9 protein-coding genes are annotated in these 16,720 nt (G+C 73.9%); 5 read left to right on the top strand and 4 right to left on the bottom strand.

Going from position 1 to position 16,720, the window contains the following annotated elements; genetic code table 11:
* Positions 1–3: 3 nt before the first annotated feature.
* Complete coding sequence (locus tag BFV98_RS00820; RefSeq protein WP_013476308.1) at positions 4–945, bottom strand: DUF6039 family protein; 942 nt, start codon at positions 943–945, stop codon at positions 4–6.
* A 45-nt stretch (positions 946–990) separates the two neighbouring features.
* The gene (gene fabD / locus BFV98_RS00815; RefSeq protein WP_255367947.1) at positions 991–3,240 is read right to left on the bottom strand and encodes an ACP S-malonyltransferase; all 2,250 of its coding nucleotides are present in this window, start codon (positions 3,238–3,240) and stop codon (positions 991–993) included.
* Between the two features lie 111 nt (positions 3,241–3,351).
* On the opposite strand from fabD, the gene BFV98_RS00810 reads away from it, so the two are divergent.
* Together BFV98_RS00810 and BFV98_RS00805 are read left to right on the top strand one after the other, a co-directional pair.
* Entirely contained in the window at positions 3,352–9,900 is a 6,549-nt protein-coding gene (locus BFV98_RS00810) for a non-ribosomal peptide synthetase (protein ID WP_071094412.1), read from the top strand.
* Positions 9,897–10,637 (top strand): thioesterase II family protein, encoded by a 741-nt coding sequence (locus tag BFV98_RS00805; RefSeq protein WP_071094410.1) that lies wholly within the window; start codon positions 9,897–9,899, stop codon positions 10,635–10,637. The genes BFV98_RS00810 and BFV98_RS00805 overlap by 4 nt, the downstream gene beginning before the upstream one ends.
* A gap of 74 nt (positions 10,638–10,711) precedes the next feature.
* Here BFV98_RS00805 and bioA read toward each other — a convergent pair whose 3' ends face one another.
* On the bottom strand, positions 10,712–12,073 hold the full coding sequence (gene bioA, locus BFV98_RS00800) for an adenosylmethionine--8-amino-7-oxononanoate transaminase (protein WP_013287033.1): 1,362 nt from the start codon (positions 12,071–12,073) through the stop codon (positions 10,712–10,714).
* A gap of 195 nt (positions 12,074–12,268) precedes the next feature.
* Between bioA and BFV98_RS00795 the strand changes: the two genes are divergently transcribed.
* The 3 genes from BFV98_RS00795 (at position 12,269) to BFV98_RS00785 (ending at position 15,374) form a co-directional block, all read left to right on the top strand.
* Entirely contained in the window at positions 12,269–13,507 is a 1,239-nt protein-coding gene (locus tag BFV98_RS00795; protein ID WP_013287034.1) for a cytochrome P450, read from the top strand.
* A gap of 83 nt (positions 13,508–13,590) precedes the next feature.
* Positions 13,591–14,577 carry an ATP-binding cassette domain-containing protein gene (locus BFV98_RS00790; RefSeq protein ID WP_071094409.1) on the top strand — a complete coding sequence of 329 codons (987 nt, stop codon included), beginning with the start codon at positions 13,591–13,593 and terminating at the stop codon, positions 14,575–14,577.
* A complete protein-coding gene (locus BFV98_RS00785; RefSeq protein ID WP_071094406.1) occupies positions 14,574–15,374 on the top strand; it encodes an ABC transporter permease in 801 nt (266 codons plus the stop codon). The genes BFV98_RS00790 and BFV98_RS00785 overlap by 4 nt, the downstream gene beginning before the upstream one ends.
* A gap of 67 nt (positions 15,375–15,441) precedes the next feature.
* Here the strand turns inward: BFV98_RS00785 and BFV98_RS00780 are convergent, their stop codons facing one another.
* Positions 15,442–16,695, bottom strand: coding sequence for a hypothetical protein (locus BFV98_RS00780; protein WP_071094404.1), 1,254 nt, complete (start codon positions 16,693–16,695; stop codon positions 15,442–15,444).
* Positions 16,696–16,720: the final 25 nt, after the last annotated feature.

Below are 16,720 nucleotides of genomic sequence, written 5' to 3'. Positions count from 1 at the left end.
CGGTCACCGCTCCGTCTTGGTGGCGTACATGCCCCAGTGCTGGGGCGTGAGCGACAGGTCGGACAGGCTGGACTGGACGAACATCCGTTCCCAGCCGCCGCCGCCCTTCTCCTCCGGGATCCACTGGCGGGTGAACACCTCGCGGGTGGCCGGGTCGCTCATCGCGCGGACGCCCATCAGCGTGTAGTACGAGCTGAGTGACTTCAGGTGGATGAAGTGGTGGATGCGGTCGGACCGGCCGAACGCCTCCTCGTACAGGTAGATGGTGGCGTGGCCGGCGAGCGCCCGGTTCCAGCTCTCGCACAGCGCGCGGGCGAACGCGCGCCCCTCGGCCCGGAACTCGTAGCGCAGCTCGCCGGTGCGGTGCATGAGGATGCCGCAGGTGGCGGAGTTGAGCTGGTCCTCGACCGGCACGTCGGTCTGGAGCTGCGCGGTGGGTACGGTGAACGTGGCGGCGCCCTCGGTGGTCCGCACCGAGTCCGGCGTCTCGTCCGACGTGCCGTACATGCCGAAGGCCGACGGGATGAGCACCGTCTCGTGCAGGTCGCCGTCGAGGAACATCCGGTCCCACGTGCCGCCGCCGCGCGCGGGGTCGATGCGCTGGCGCATGATGATGTCCCGCCAGCCGGCGTCGCGGCTGCCCATCTCGATCAGCGTCTCGTACGCGTGCAGCGACTTCAGGTGCATCAGCCAGTGGAGGCGGTCCTTCGTGCCGAAGGTCTCCTCGTAGACGAACACCGTGATGATGCCGGCGTAGTTGGTGTTGAGGTACTCCGACAGCTCCCGGGCGAACTGCCGGGCCTCGGAGCGGAACTCGGCACGCAACTGACCGACCCGTTCGACGATCACGCCGGCGTTGCCCGAGTGCAGGATCGCGGCCCGGTCGATCGAGGTCTGGGCCTGGGCGGTCGGCAACACGAACGGCGGACTCGATGTGGTGGTCATCGGAGACTCCTTCGCTTCGGCTGGTTCGGTGGGCGCCCGGACACGCTAGTCAGCATCGGACCAGCGGCTCTGCTCACTAATGGCCACCGGCGGACAGTGCCGGCGCAGGACGTCGGCCGCCCCGCGCATCAGCAGTTCGGCTATGACGTCGACGTGCCGCAGCCGCCAGTCGGCCAGTTCGGTGCCGCGCACGTACCGGTTGAAGGCGCCCATCGCCGGTCCGGTGTGGACCTGGAAGTTCGCCCGTTCGGTGGTGTCGCCGCGCAGCGCCACCTCCGTGGCGTGGGCGAAGTACCACTTGAACGCCAGTGCCATCCGCCGTCGCGGGCCGGCGCGCTCCACCTCCGCGGCCCGGCCGGTGTCCCGGTAGTGCCGCTCGGTCTCCCGCCACACCTGCGCGAACGGCCGGCGGAAGGTGGTCCGTTCCACGGCGTCGCGGATCGCGGCGGGCACCTCGTCCCAGGTGTCGTAGCGGTGGTAGAGCTGGAGCAGCTGGGTGGCCCGCGCCGCGAACATCGTGCCGCGGCGCAGCACCTGCACGCGGGAGCCGAACTCGAACGTGTCACCGGCCGGCGCGTACGCCGTGTCCTGGATCCCGGCGCCTGCCAGCAGGTCCTTGACCTCGGGTGACGTCCCGGCCTCAGGCGTGGCCTGGTTGATCGACCCGGTGACCACGAAGTCGGCGCCGAGCACGAACGCCGCGGCGACCGCCTCCGGGGTGCCCAGGCCGCCCGCGGCGCCGACCCGGATCCGTTCGTGGTAGCGGTGCCGGAGCATCTCCGCGTCGCGCAGCAGGGCGAGGTCCGGCACGAGGCTGAACGGGGACCGCGCGTCGGTGTGCCCGGCCGAGTCGGCCTCGGCGCACAGGTCGCCGCTCACCGGCAGCCGCGCCGCCGCGGCTGCCTCCCCGGCGGACAGCGCGCCCTCGGCCACGAGAGCGGCGAGCATCGCCGGCGGCGGCGGGGCCAGGAACGCGGCCGCGACCTCGGGCCGGGACACTTTCGCCACGACGTGCCGGACGGCGACCGGGGTGCCGTCGGCGCTCAGGTGCGCGCCGGCGAAGCGGAACCGCACCAGGGCCGCGGTGACCCCGGTGTACCCGGCCGCCTCGACGTAGCGGACGTCGTGCCGGACGTACAGCTCCGCCAGCGCCGACTCCAGCGCCGGGTTGTCCGGCATCGCCAGCAGGTTCATGCCGAAGCGGCCCGGACCGGGATCCGCGGTGAGCGAGCGCAGGACCGCCTCGACCTCGTCGCGGTCGAAGCCGCCCGCGCCGAAGAAGCCGAGCAGGCCCGCCTTGCCCAGGCGGGCGACCATCGCCACCGAGCTGATCCCGCGGTACATCGAGCCGGCGAGGTAGGACCACGTGACGCCGTAGTCGGCGCGGAACCGCTGACAGCCGAGCGCCGCCGGTCCCGGATCGCCGCCGTCCGGCACGGCCGGCGCCGCCGCGAGCACCGGACGGAACAGGTCCGTCAGCACACGGCCCGGACCCAGCTCGCGCACCGTGCGCACGCCGCGGCCGACCAGATACGCCATGGTCTCGCGCCACCGCACCGGGCGACGCAGCTGCACGGCGAGCAGGTCGGGCAGCAGCAGCGGGTCGTGCGGCCGGGCGGTCACGTTGGAGATCACCGGCACCTGCGGCGGCGCGAAGCGGACCTGCGACAGCACATCGGCGAACTCGCCCGCCGCGGCGCGCATGTACCGCGAGTGGAACGCGGCGGCCACCGGAAGCGGGACGCATCGGCCCAGACCGGCGCCGGTGACCGCCCGCGCCGCCGCCGACAGCGACTCGCGCGGGCCGGAGAGCGTCACCTGGCCGTCGGCGTTGTCGTTGGCCACGTCCACGTCGTCGACACCGGCGTCGGCGAGTACCCCGGGCAGCCGGTCCAGCCGTTCACCGAGGACGGCGAGCATGCCGCCGCCGGCCGCCCGGGCCATGATCTCGCCGCGGCGGCACACCAGGCGCAGCGCCTCCTCGAAGTCCAGGCAGCCGGCCGCGAACAGCGCCGCGTACTCGCCGAGGCTGTGCCCGGCGAGGTAGTCCGGCGGCGGCTCCTCGTCGCGTGCCGCCAGGTAGGCCAGCGCGCCGACGACGAACAGCGCCGGCTGGGCGTACCGGGTGTCGCCGAGCAGGTCGTCGTCCCGGCACAGCCGGGTCACCGGTACGCCGATGATCCGGTCGGCGGCGGCGCACTCGTCCGGGAAGCGGTCGAACAGGTCACCGCCCATGCCCCGGCGCTGCGCGCCCTGCCCCGGGAACACCCAGGCGGACTTCGGTCGTAAGGACACGACTTGGACTGTCCGGCCCGCCGGACGGACGTGCTGCCCAGAGTTGAGCAGCACGTCCGGTCCGGCGCCGCTTAGGTTGCGGCGAACGCCGGCCTTCGGAGCGGGGAGCGCATGAACGAGCAGACCGCCATCCCGGACCGCGTGGAGATCGTCCTGGACGTCCTGTCGGGCGTGCTGCCGGCCGGGGTCACAGCGGACGCCGACACGGCCCTGGGCGACCTGGGACTCGGTTCCCTCGCCGCCGCGCGGCTGCTGCTGGAGGTCGGCGCCGCGTTCGGCACCGAGCTGCCGACCGACGCGCTGCGCCGCTGCGCCACCGCCCGGGAACTGGCCGAGCTGGCCGCCCACGCCGCGCCCGCCGGCGCAGGGCTGCGTCCCGACGTACGCCCCGAGCCCGGGCGGCGGCACGAACCGTTCCCGCTCACCCCGCTCCAGGAGGGGTACCTGCTGGCCAAGGCGACCGGTCTGCCCGGCTGCCACCTCTACCGCGAGTACGACCTCCCCGACCTGGACGTGGACCGCCTGCGCGCGGCGTGGGGGCGGCTCGTCGGGCACCACGAGGCGCTGCGGCTCGTGCTGACCCCCGACGGGCGCCAGCGGGTGGCCGAGCGGCCGCCGGACTGGACCATGCCGGTCGGCGACGACGCCGAGGACGTACGCCGGCGCCTCTCCCACCACTCCTACGGCCCGGCCGACGAGCCGTTGTGGACGGTCGAGGTGTCCCGGGCCCCGGACGGCGGCGGCGTGCTGCACCTCAGCGTCGACGCGGCGATCGTCGACGGCGCCGGGCTGGAGCTGCTCGTCGGGCAGCTCCGGGCGCTCCACGACGACCCCGGGCGCGAGCTGCCCGCCCCTGGCGCCGGCCTGCGAGATCTCGGCGTGGCCCTCGCCGCCCACCGCGACGGCGACGGGTACCGCGCCGGCCTGGAGTACTGGGCCGACGCGCTGCGCGACCTGCCGCCCGGACCCGCCCTGCCCACCTCCGGCGTGGAGCCCGGCCCGGTGCGGGTGCCGTACACGGCGGCGCTGACGCGACGCGAGTGGGCCGCGGTGACCGCGTACGCGGGCGATCTCGGCGTCTCGCCGACCGCCGTGGTGCTCACCGCCTTCACCGAGGCACTGCGTCGGGCCGGCGCCGACGCGGCGTTCTCGCTCGTGCTGACCACGAACAGCCGGCTCTGGCTGCCCGCCGAGGCGGCGGGTGTGCCCGGGCCGTTCACCTCGACCACCGTGTTCGTCGCCGAGGCGACGACCGGGCGGCCGTTCGCCGAGGCCGCCCGGGCGGTCCACGACCGGCTGCGCCGCGACCTCGAGCACGCCGACGTGCCCGGTGTGGCCGCGCTCCGTGAGCTGCGGTCCCGCCGGCTGCCGGTCCCGGCGCAGCTGCCGGTGGTGTTCACCAGCCTGCTCGACGTGGGCGGGACCGGCGCCGACGGCCGGTACGCGGTCAGCCAGACCACTGGCGTCACGCTCGACGCGCAGATCGGCGAGCGCGACGGCGAACTGCGCGTGCGGTGGGACGTCGCGGAGGACGCCTTCGGCCCGGGCGTGGTCGCCGCGACCTTCGCCTGGTTCGTCAACACGCTGCGCTGGCTACGGCCCGTCCCCGACGACGCCGGCCGGCCCCTGAACGACCTCCAGCAGGCGTACTTCGTGGCCCGGACCACGGGCGGCACCGGCCCGTGGAGCGGCTGCCAGGTGGTGCACGCCTTCGCCGTCGACCGGCTCGACCTGCCCCGGCTGGAGGCGGCCTGGCTGGGTCTGCTCGCCGCGCACGAGCCGCTGCGGACCGTCGTCACACCGGACGGACGGCTGGTCACCTGCGACGACGTGCCGGACCGGTGGCACATCCCGGTGACCGGGCCGGACGCACCGGGCGGCGTGCCGTCGCCCGACGCGGTGCAGCGGGACATGGTGGGCCGGGCCTTCCCGCTCGGCCGGCTCCCCCAGGGTGAGCTGCGCGTCCAGGTGGACGAGGCAGGCGGGGCCACCGTGCACGTGGCGCTGGACCTGCTGGTGGCCGACGGCCGCAGCATCCACCTGCTGCTGCGCGAGCTGATGCGCCGCTACGCCGAGCCGGGCACGCCGGTGGCCGGGCCGCCCCGCGCACCGCAGGCGGCACCGGACCCGCACGCCCGCCGGTACTGGCAGGACCGCCTGGCCGACCTTCCGCCCGGCCCGCCGATCGAGGCGCGCACCGGGCCACGGCGGCGGCGTACCGCCCGGGTGCCGGGCTGGACGCGGATCCGGCGGCTGGCCCGGGAACGCGGCCTCGCCCTCGACGCGCTGCTCATGGCCGCGCTCACCACAGCGATCGGCACCTGCCACCGCGACCGCTTCGCGGTGCCGCTGGTGCGCTGGACGTCCCGGTCCGAGCCGTTCCGGCCCGCCGAACTGACCGCGCTGAGCTGGCTGGCCGCCGGCGAACCGGGCGAGGGCCTGCTCGACCTCGCCGGGCGCTACGACCGGCAGATCACCGCCGACGCGGCGGCGGACGGCGCCTCCGGCCTGGCCGAGCTGCGGCGGCTGGTGCTGCGGCGGATGCGCGACGGCGGCGCCGGGTACCCGGTCGTGTGCACCGGGCTGCTCGAACTCGGCGACGTGCCGCTGCCGGACGGCGTGACAGCCGGCCCGTGGCTGACGTGCACGCCCGACGTGGCGCTGGACTGCATCGCGATCGACGAGGGCGACGACACGCTGCGGCTGTTCTGGGACGCCACCGAGGGTGCGATCGGCGACGACGACCTGGACCGGATCTTCGACGCGTACCGGTCGGCGCTGGCCGAACTGGCCGACCTCAGCGACGTCGTGTACGGGTGGAACGACACCGTCGTCGAGTTCCCGCACGCCGGGCCGGTGCACCTGCTGTTCGAGGCCCAGGCCCGAACCCGGCCCGAGGCGGTGGCCGTACGCGGGCGCGGCGGGACCACGTCCTTCGGTGAGCTGAACGCGGTGGCGAACCGGATCGCGGTCCGGCTGCGCGCCGCGGGCGTCGGCGCCGGGTCCGTGGTCGGGATCAGCGTCGCCCGGGGGCCGCTCATGGTCGCCGCCGTGCACGGCGTGCTCAAGGCCGGTGGCGCCTACCTGCCGGTGGAGCCGTCGCTGCCGCCGGCGCGCGCCGCGCTGATGCTCGCCGACGCGGACGCGGTCGCGCTCGTCACGACGAGCGACCTGGACCTGCCGGCGCCGGGACGGCCGGACGGGATCGCCGTGGTCCACGCCGACCGGGTGGGTTCCGCAGCGGTGCCGGATCCGGAGCCGTGCACCGGCGAGGACGACCTCGCGTACGTCATCTTCACCTCCGGCAGCACCGGCCGGCCCAAGGGTGTCGCGGTCACCCACCGGGCCGTGCACAACCTTCTGCACTGGGCGCGCCGGACGTTCCGCTTCGGACCGGAGGACACCGGGCTGTGCGTGACCTCGCTCGGCTTCGACCTGTCCGTGTTCGACATCCTCGGGCTGCTCGGCTACGGCGCCTCGATCTACGTCGCCGACTCCGAGCAGCAGAAGGACCCGGCGCTGCTGCTGGACGTCCTGCTGCGGGAGCCGGTCACGTTCTGGAACTCCGCGCCGACCACCCTGGCGCACGTCGTACCGCTGACCGCCGCGCACCGCGGCCGGCCCGGCACGACCGACCTGCGGCTGGTGTTCCTCAGCGGTGACCACACGCCGCTGTCCCTGCCCGACGAGCTGCGGGCCTGTTTCACCGCCGCCGAGATCGTCAACCTCGGCGGGGCGACCGAGGCCACCGTGTGGTCGAACTGGTACCGCGTCGGGACCGTCGAGCCCGGGTGGCGCAGCATCCCCTACGGCCGGCCGATCGACAACGCCCGCTACTACGTCCTGGACGACGACCGGCGCCCGTGCCGGCCCGGCGTCGAGGGCGACCTCTACATCGCCGGGGAGGTGCTCAGTGCCGGTTACCACAACCGGCCGGACCTCACCGAGGACCGGTTCGTGCCGTGCCCGTTCGGGCCGCCCGGCGACCGGATGTACCGCACGGGCGACCGGGCGGCGTTCCTGCCGGACGGCAACCTGACCTTCCTGGGCCGGGCCGATCACCAGGTGAAGATCCGCGGGTTCCGGGTCGAACTCGGCGAGATCGAGCACCGGCTGCGCGGCCATCCGGGCGTCAAGGACGCGGTGGTGGTGGCCCGTGAGGAGGGCGGCGAACACAAGCTGGTGGCGTACCTGCTGTCCTCCGGTGGCGCCGCACCGGCCGTCCGCGACCTGCGGGCCTTCGCCGCCGAGACGCTGCCCGACTACATGGTGCCGAGCCACCTGGCCGTGCTGGAGCAGTTCCCCGCCACCGACAACGGCAAGCTGGACCGCGCCCGGCTGCCGTGGCCGCTGCCGCCGGTCGGGCCGCCGGTCGGGCCGCCGGTCGGGCCGCCGGTCGGGCCGCCGGACCCACCGGGACCGGCGGACGCTCCGCACGAGCCCGGTGTCCGTCAGGTGCTCACGGAACTGTTCGGCGAACTGCTCGGCGAGGCCGTCGACCCGGCGGCCGACCTGTGGGACCAGGGTGCCACGTCGTTCACCATGGTCCAGGTCTCGGCCCGGCTGCACGAGCGTCTCGGCACGCGGGTGCCGGTGGCGGCGCTGCTGGAGAACCCGACGATCGACGGCATCGCCGCGCACCTGTCGCCCGGCACGCCCGCGCCCGTACCCGCGGACCCGTCCCCGGCCGTCGCGCCGCCTCCGCGGACGGTCGACGTGCTCTCCCCCACCGAACGGTCCGCCTTCGCCGCGGCCCGGCTCGACCTGCGCGACGACGGCGAGGCCGTGCCGCTGCCCGGGGAACACCCCGCGCCACGGCGGTACCGGCGACGGGCCTCGCGCCGCGACTTCCTCGACCGGCCCGTGCCGCTGTCCACTGTGGCGAACCTGCTGAGCCTGCTGCGTCCACTGTCCGACGGCGACCGGACGCGGCGGCTGTACCCGTCGGCCGGCGACACCTACGGCGTGCAGGTCTACGTCCACGTGCCCGGCGACCGGGTCACCGGGCTGCCGGCCGGCGTCTACTACCACCACCCCGACGAACACACGCTGCGCCGCATCGGCGACGGATCAGCCCTGGACCGCACCGCGCACTTCGTCTACAACCGGCCGGTGTACGACCGGGCGGCGTTCCAGCTCCTCCTCGTCGGGCAGGCGCGGGCGATCCGCCCGCTCTACGGCGACGACGCCGACCGGTACCTCGCGCTGGAGGCCGGCTACCTCGGCCAGGTGCTGATGGGCGCCCAGGCCGACCACGGGCTGGGGCTGTGCCCGGTCGGCGCGGTCGCCGAGGCGCCGGTCCGCGCCGCGTTGCGGCTGGACGACGGCCACGTGTTCCAGCAGGCGTTCCTGTGCGGTCCGGTGACGCCCGACGACGAGGCCGAGACGCCCGGCACCCCCGCCGCCGGTCCGCCGTCCGTCGCCGGGCCGCGCGAGATCGCCGTGGTCGGGGTGGCCGGCCGCTACCCCGGCGCGGACGACGTCGGGACGCTCTGGCGCAACCTCGACGCCGGCCACTGCGCGATCACTCCGCCCCCGCCCGGGCGGGGCTCCGGACCGGCCGGCGGCTACCTGTCCGGCCTGGAGACGTTCGACAGCATGGCCTTCGGGATCGCGCCGGCCGAGGCCGCCGTCCTCGACCCGCAGGTACGCGTACTGCTCGAAGTGGTGTGGGCGTGCCTGGAGGACGCCGGCCACACCCCGGCGTCCCTCGGCCGGGTCGGTGTCTTCGTCGGTGTGATGTGGCACGACCACCGCCTCGCCGGCACCGACCGGTGGCGCGACGGCGACCCGGCCCGGATCTCCGGCACCGGCTCCGAGATCGCCAACCGGATCTCCCACACCTTCGACTTCCGCGGCCCGAGCGTCGCCGTGGACACCTCCTGTTCCTCGGCGCTCACCGCCCTGCGCCAGGCGGCCGAGAGCCTCGACCGGGGCGACTGCGACGCCGCTGTGGTCGGCGCGGTCAACCTGCTGGCGCACCCGTACCACGTGGCGGTGCTGCGCGGGCTGGGCCTGGTCGCCGAGACGCCGCACCCGGCACTGGACGCCACCGCCGCCGGCTGGTCGCCCGGCGAGGGCGCCGGCGCCCTGCTGCTGCGACGGCTCGGCGACGCGCGCCGGGACCGCGACCGCGTCGACGCCGTGGTGGAGAGCACCTGGGTGGGGCACAGCGGCGCGACGAGCCGCTTCGGCACGCCCGACGCGGCCACCCTCGCCGGGTCGCTCGCCGAGGCGGTGAGCCGGGCCGGGCTCACCCCCGCCGACATCGGATACGTCGAGTGCGCGGCCTCCGGCGCCGCCCTGTCCGACGCCGCCGAGATCGAGGCCGTGGGCCGGTTCCTGGCCGCCGCCGCGCCCGGTCCCGAGGGGGTACGCGTGCCGATCGGCACCCTCAAGCCGAACCTGGGCCACGCGGAGGCCGCATCCGGGCTCGCGCAGTTGACCAAGGTGCTCCTCCAGCTGCGGCACCGCCGGCTCGTACCGACCCTGCTGGCGGAGACGCCCCACCCGCTCGTCGACCTCGACGCGCTGCCGGTGCGGTTCGTGCGCCGGCCCGAGCCGTGGACCGGCGTCCCGCTGCGCGCGCTCGTCACCGCGGTCGGCGCCACCGGCACTGTGGGGCACGTGGTGCTGCGGTCCGACGAGGAGGAACGATGAGCAACCAGTGGATCAAGGGCCCGGCCGACCGGGACGCCCCGATGCTGCTGTACTGCGTCCCGCACGCCGGGGGCGGCGGCTCGTTCTTCCGGCCGTGGCGCGCCGCGCTGGAGCCGTACCTGGGCGTCTGCCCGGTCGTGCTGCCCGGCCGGGAGTCCCGCCTGCGGGAGCCGCCGTACACCAGCATCGACCACCTCGTGCCCCCGCTGGCCGCCGCGATCAGCGCGCACGCGGACCGCCCGTACGCGTTGTTCGGCCACAGCATGGGCGCGGTGGTCGCCTACGAGACCGCCCGGCGGCTGTCCGCCGGTCCGGGCGGCGGCCCGGCACGGCTGTTCGTCTCCGGCCGACGCGCGCCGCACCTGCCCGCCCGCCGGCCGGACCGGCACACGCTCGGCGCGGACGAGTTCCTGCCCGCGGTCGCGGCGCTCGGTGGCACGCCGGACGAGGTGCTGCGCCGGCACGACCTGATGGCGTTGTTCCTGCCGGGGCTGCGCGCCGACTTCGCGGTCAACGAGACGTACCGGCAGTTGCCCGGCCCGCCGCTGCACTGTCCCGTGTCGGCGTTCACCGGCGACGCCGACCCGGAGGTCGACGTGGTGGAGATGCGTTCCTGGGCCGACGTCACATCGGCCGGCTTCAGCCTGCGGGTGTTCAGCGGCGGGCACTTCTACCTGGCCGGCCCGCCCGCCGAGCTGGCCGAGGCGCTGCTGGCCGATCTCGCCGTGCGGTCCTGACGCGGTCCTGAGGCGGTCCGGAGACGACGGAACGGGACGGGCCTCTCGCCCGTCCCGTTCCCGTTTCTCCGCGCTCAGGCCGGCAGTGAGGCCACGACCTCCTGCGTCGCCTGGAGCAGGATCCGCGCCATCGTGCGCAGCTCCTCCTCGGTCATCACCAGCGGCGGCACGATCACGATGGTGTCGCTCGGCGCCGAGTGGATGATCATGCCGAGTTCCCGGCACCGCTCGGTGATGCGCGTCGCGACGCCCAGCTCCATCGGGAACGGCTCGCGCGTCTCCACGTCGGCCACCAGCTCGACGGCGGCCAGCAGGCCGCACTGCCGGACGTCGCCGACGTGCGCCACGCTGCGGAACTTGTCCAGCTCCTCGGCCAGGACCACGGCCTGCGCCTGGCCGTGCCGGATCAGGTCGTCCTTCTCGAACAGGTCCAGGCTCGCCAGCGCCACGGCGACGGCGAGCGGGTTGCCGGAGAACGTGTGCCCGGACAGCAGCATCTTGCCGTCACCGCGGAACGCGTCGAACACCTCCGCCGACGCCATCGTCGCCGTCAACGGCATGTACCCACCGGTCAGGCCCTTGCCGACGCAGAGGATGTCGGGCGACACGCCGTCGGCCTGGCAGGCGAACATCGGACCGGTACGGCCGAAGCCCACACCCAGCTCGTCGGCGATGAGCAGGACGCCGTACCGGCGGGCGATCTCGGCGACCCGGGCCAGGTGACCGTCGCGCGCCACGATCATGCCGCTGACGTTCTGCACGCGCGGCTCCACGAGCACGGCGGCGACCTCGTCGCCCTCACGCTCCAGCACCTCCTCCAGCGTGTCCGCGCAGGCAAGGTTGCAGTTGTTGTTGCACAACCCGCAGCGGTACGCGTACGGCTGGGCGAACGAGCTGGTCTCGCGCAGCAGCGGCTGGTAGAAGTTCTTCAGGATCGTCATCTGGCCCACCGACAGCGCGCCGATGGTGTCGCCGTGGAAGGCCCCGCCCATGGACACGAACTTGTTGCGCTGCGGCGATCCCTTGAAGACCCAGTAGGAGTACGCCATCTTCATCGCCGTCTCCACGGCGCTGGAGCCGGACTCCAGGAACAGCACCTTGTCGATGCCCTCCGGGGCGAGCCGGACCAGCCGGTCGGCGAGTTCCGCCGCGCCCGGGTGGGTCATGCCGTAGAGCGTGGTGTGCGCGATCTTCGCCGCCTGCGCGGCCAGCGCCTCGTTCAGTTCCCGACGTTGGTGGCCGTGGATGTTCACGCCCAGCGAGGAGCCCGCGTCGAGATAGCGGTTGCCGTCGCTGTCCACCAGGTAGACACCCTCGCCGTGGGTGATCACCAGGGGCTTGGCGTTGAGGTAGGCGTCGGTGGGGGTGTACGGGTGCCACACGCGCTGCTGGTCCAGCGTGCGCAGGCGTTCGGTCTCCGTGGTTTCGAGGTCCATGCGTCGGCGCTCCGTCATCGAAGGGAACCAGGACAACAGCACGCAGTCCACCGGAAGAGGGCCGGTGACGTCTGCGCAGTAGTGCGCAGGGTGGCCGGTGCTCAACTCTGAGCAGAGGTGTCGCCATGGCCCGGAAATGCTCATCCGGAGCCGGCGCCGACCGGTGCGGCCGAACGCTGGAGAGGGGACGCCGACGTGACGACCTCCGAACAACCGGACCTGATGTCACCAGCCGCACGGGAGACGGCCTACGACACCTACGCCGCCCTCCGCGACACCAACCCGGTCTCCCGGGTCCGGATGCCCACCGGCCAGGACGTCTGGCTGGTCACCGGCTACGACGAGTGCACCAGCTTCCTCACCGACTACCACCGGTTCAAGACCAGTCCGACAGTGATGCCCGAGGGCATGGAGGCGCCGGCGCTGCCCGAGGCTGTGGTACGGCTGCTCGGCGGCAGCATGGGCAGCGTCGACCCGCCCGAGCACACGCGGCAGCGCCGGCTGGTGCAGCAGGCGTTCACGCCGCAGTACGTCGAACGGCTGCGCCCCGGCGTCCAGCAGATCACCGACCAGCTGGTCGACGGGCTGCTCGAACGCGAGGGACGGACCTTCGACCTGGTCGAGGACTTCGCGGTGCCGCTGCCGCTCACCGTCATGTCCGACATGCTCGGCATCCCCCGCGCCGACCGGGACCGGTTCCGGCTCTGGTCGGAGCTGCTGCTGTCGCTGGATCCGACCTCCGCGCAGTCCGCGCCGCAGGGCATGAGCCCGGCCGAGGTGATGGCGGAGATCGAGGAGTTCGTGCGCTACCTGGACGCGCTAATCCAGCGCAAGCGCGCCGAGCCCGGCGACGACCTGATCTCCGGGATGGCCCTGGCCGAGGCCGACGGCGAGCGGATGAGCGACGACGAGCTGCTGAAGATGGTGGCGCTGCTCGTGGTCGGCGGTCTCGGCACCACGCAGCACCTGATCGGCAACATGGTCCTGGCGCTGTTCCGCAACCCCGAGCAGTTGCAGCTGCTGCGCGACAAGCCCGAGCTGGCGCCGGGCGCCGTCGAGGAGATGCTGCGCTACCACGGCCCGATCGAGATCAGCTTCCCGCGGTTCGCCGCCGAGGACACCGAGATCGGCGGCGTGCCGATCAGCCGCGGCGAGATGGTCATCGGGGTCCTCGCGGCCGCCGACCGCGATCCCGGCCGCTACCCGGAGCCGGACCGGCTCGACATCGAACGGACCGCCAACCGGCACCTCGCCTTCGGCCGGGGCGCCCACATGTGCCTGGGCGCGCCGCTGGCCCGCGTCGAGGGGCAGGTCGCCATCACCACGCTGCTCGCCCGGATGCCCGACCTGCGCCCGGCGGAGAGCCTCGACGAGACGCCCTGGCGGCCCGGGCTCACGCTGCGCGGGCTGACCGCGCTCACGGTCGAGTTCTGACCGGGCCGGCGCGACCGGCTCCCACTGCGGTTCGGCCGGCCGGCCGGTGAGCATCCGACCGAACCGCAGAGGGAGGAGACGACGTGGCGAACGCCATCGTCGCTGACGGGCTACGCAGACAGTTCGACAAGGTGACCGCGCTGGACGGCCTGGACCTGGTGGTGCCGGAGGGCACCATCACCGGGATCCTCGGGCCGAACGGCGCGGGCAAGAGCACCGCCGTCCGGTTGCTCACCACACTGCTCGCCCCGACCGGCGGCCGGGCCGAGGTGGCCGGGTTCGACGTGGTCACCCAGGCCGCCGAGGTACGCCGGGTGATCAGCCTGTCCGGGCAGCACGCCGCCGTCGACGAGAACCTCTCCGGGTTCGAGAACCTGGAGATGCTGGGCCGGCTGCTGCACCTGGGCGCCCGGCAGAGCCGGCAGCGGGCCGACGAGCTGCTGCAACGCTTCGACCTCGTGGACGCCGCCGGACGCCGGGCGAAGGAGTACTCCGGTGGCATGCGGCGGCGCCTCGACCTGGCCGCCGCGCTGATCCGTACCCCCCGGGTGCTGTTCCTGGACGAGCCGACCACCGGCCTGGACACCCGGAGCCGGACGGCGCTCTGGGACACCATCGGCGAGCTGGTCTCCGGCGGCATGACGCTGCTGCTGACCACGCAGTACCTCGAGGAGGCCGACCGGCTGGCCGACCAGATCGTGGTGATCGACCACGGCCGGGTGGTCGCCGGCGGCACGCCGGACGAGCTGAAGCGGCGGGTCTCCGGCACCAGCCTGGAGATCACGGTCGGGCCGGACGCCGACCTGACCGCCGCGCAGACGGTACTCACCTCGCTCGGCACCGGTCCGGCCAGCGTCGACGAGACAGCCGGCCGGATCTCCGTGCCGGCCGGGGACGGGGTGGACACGCTCCTGGCCGGCGCGCGGCTGCTGCGCCAGGCCGGCATACCGGTCCGGGACGCCGCGCTGCGCACGGCGACACTGGACGACGTCTTCCTCGCCCTCACCGGCGGCCCCGGCCGGCGCACAGGCGACGAGCCCGTCAAGGAGACCGTGGAGGAGAAGCAGTGAACGCCGTCGTACTGGCCTTCGGTGAGGGCGTCGTCGTCGCGAAGCGCAACCTGCGGATGATCCTGCGCGTACCCGAGATGCTGCTCAACGCCGCCATCGCGCCGGCGATGATGACGCTGCTGTTCGGCTTCATCGTCGGCGGCGCGATCGACGCGCAGGGGGTGCCGTACCGCGAGTACCTGCTCGGCGGCATCTTCGTGCAGGCGGTCCTCTTCGGTGCCGTCAACACCGGCACCGCGATCGCCGCCGACCTGCGCAACGGCATCGTCGACCGGCTGATGTCGATGCCCATCTCCCGGTCCGCGGTGCTCGTCGGCCGCACCACGAGCGACCTGGTGAACAGCGGGGTGGTCATCACCGTCACCGCGCTGCTCGGCCTGGCCGTCGGGTGGCGCAGCCGCACGTCGCTGCCCGAGGCGGCGCTGGGGTTTCTGATCCTGCTGGCGTTCGCGTACGCGCTGTCGTGGCTGATGGCAGTGGTGGGGCTGGCGTCCCGGGCGCCCGAGGCGGTCAGCAGCACCGGCTTCACCATCGCCATCCCGCTGGGCTTCCTGTCCAACGCCTACGTGCCGATCGACTCCATGCCGGGCGTCCTGCAACCGGTCGCCGAATGGAACCCGGTCTCGGCGATCGTCCAGGCGGTCCGGGTCCAGTTCGGCAACGTCGACCCGTCCACCGCGCCGGACGTCTGGCCGCTGCAACACCCGGTCGCCGCCTCCGGGCTGTGGATCGGCGCTCTGCTGGCCCTGTCGATCCCCCTGGCGATCGCCCAGTTCCGCAGGTCCGCCGGGCGCTGAGGCGCCTCGCAGACGACGACTCCGCCCGCGCCGTCGGCGTGCGGGCGGAGTCGTCGTCCGTGGGGGCCTACTCCACCAGGACGCGGTCCGGCGCGCGGCGGCGCAGCCGGCTGGAGCGTCGCAGCGACCGCAGCCACATCAGGGTGCCGCCGCCGTCGAGCAGGAACGACAGCATCGCCAGCGCGAGGACGTCCGCCCAGGTGAACTGGCCGGTCATCTCGTCACCGCGGAAGAAGCCGACGACCCGGACCAGGTAGAACCACAGCAGCGGGATCGTCGCGGTGAACAGGACGGCCAGGGCCACGACGCGGCCCAGCACCCAGACGACCGCGTAGATCCGGATGGTGCGCATCTCGCCGCGCCCCACCCCGGACTGGTCGATGAGCCGGCGGCGCAGCACCCGCCGGACGAGGTTGCGCAGGTAGGCGCCGGTGTCGGCCATCAGGCTCCGGGTGTCCAGCGCCGTCGTGATCAGGTAGTAGAAGTCGGTACGCAGGAACAGGAACGTCTGCCAGAGCAGCCGGATGAACGAGGTGAACAGCACGCCGGCCACCACCAGCCGTACCGGCTCCGGCAGGCCGAGGACGCCGACGTCGTTCAGCCACAGCGTGATGAACAGCAGTGCCGCGCCGATCACGTCGACGAGCGGCCCGACCAGCACCGCGACGAAACGTTCCCGCTTGGACGCCATCCACATCCCGGACAGGTCGGTCTGCGCGACGATGGCGTACATCTGGTTGCCGACAGTCATGCGGGCCGACGTGCCGGCGGCGCGCGCCCCCACGACGTGGGCCAGCTCGTGCAGCCACACGCCGATCACCGCGATGCCGAGGACGACCAGCAGGTAGGCCCAGAAGTGGGAGTGGAACATGAGGCTGGACGGCCCGGGCACCAGCCCCGGCCGGTCGACGGCCATCGCGACCGCGACTCCGACGATCACCCCGCAGACGGCGAGCACGGGCCGGCTCAGCAGGCGCCGCGCGGCCTGCGGGGACAGCCACGCCAGATGCCCGGGGCGTGGCGGCCGGGCCGGTTCGGCGTCCGGTGGGTCGTGCGCGCCGGCCGGGGCGAGGAACCCCTCGTCGGCCAGCGCCTGGAGGAACGCGTCGGCGTCCGGTGACGCCTCGTGCGTCGCCTCGAAGCGGCGGACGGCCTCACCGACTGTGGCGCCGTCGCGCAGCCACTCCAGCAGGTCGAGGCCCTCGGCCGGGATGGACAGGTAGACCTGACGACTGTCGTCACCGATCACGGCGAAGTCACCGTCTCTGCGGGCGGTGTACGGCCGGACCAGGACCGGTGCGTCGAGGGCGAACTCGGTCACTGTGGGACCTCTCCTCTGACGGTGC

Source organism: Micromonospora sp. WMMB235, assembly GCF_001855515.1.
GTDB classification, from domain to species: domain Bacteria; phylum Actinomycetota; class Actinomycetes; order Mycobacteriales; family Micromonosporaceae; genus Micromonospora; species Micromonospora aurantiaca.
Note: the sequence above shows the minus strand (reverse complement) of the source record. Positions and strands in the feature narration are given on the sequence as shown.

Coding starts and splice junctions, on each gene's coding strand:
- BFV98_RS00820 (WP_013476308.1), bottom strand. CDS start 945: ATGACCACCACATCGAGTCCGCCGTTCGTGTTGCCGACCGCCCAGGCC.
- BFV98_RS00810 (WP_071094412.1), top strand. CDS start 3,352: ATGAACGAGCAGACCGCCATCCCGGACCGCGTGGAGATCGTCCTGGAC.
- BFV98_RS00805 (WP_071094410.1), top strand. CDS start 9,897: ATGAGCAACCAGTGGATCAAGGGCCCGGCCGACCGGGACGCCCCGATG.
- bioA (WP_013287033.1), bottom strand. CDS start 12,073: ATGGACCTCGAAACCACGGAGACCGAACGCCTGCGCACGCTGGACCAG.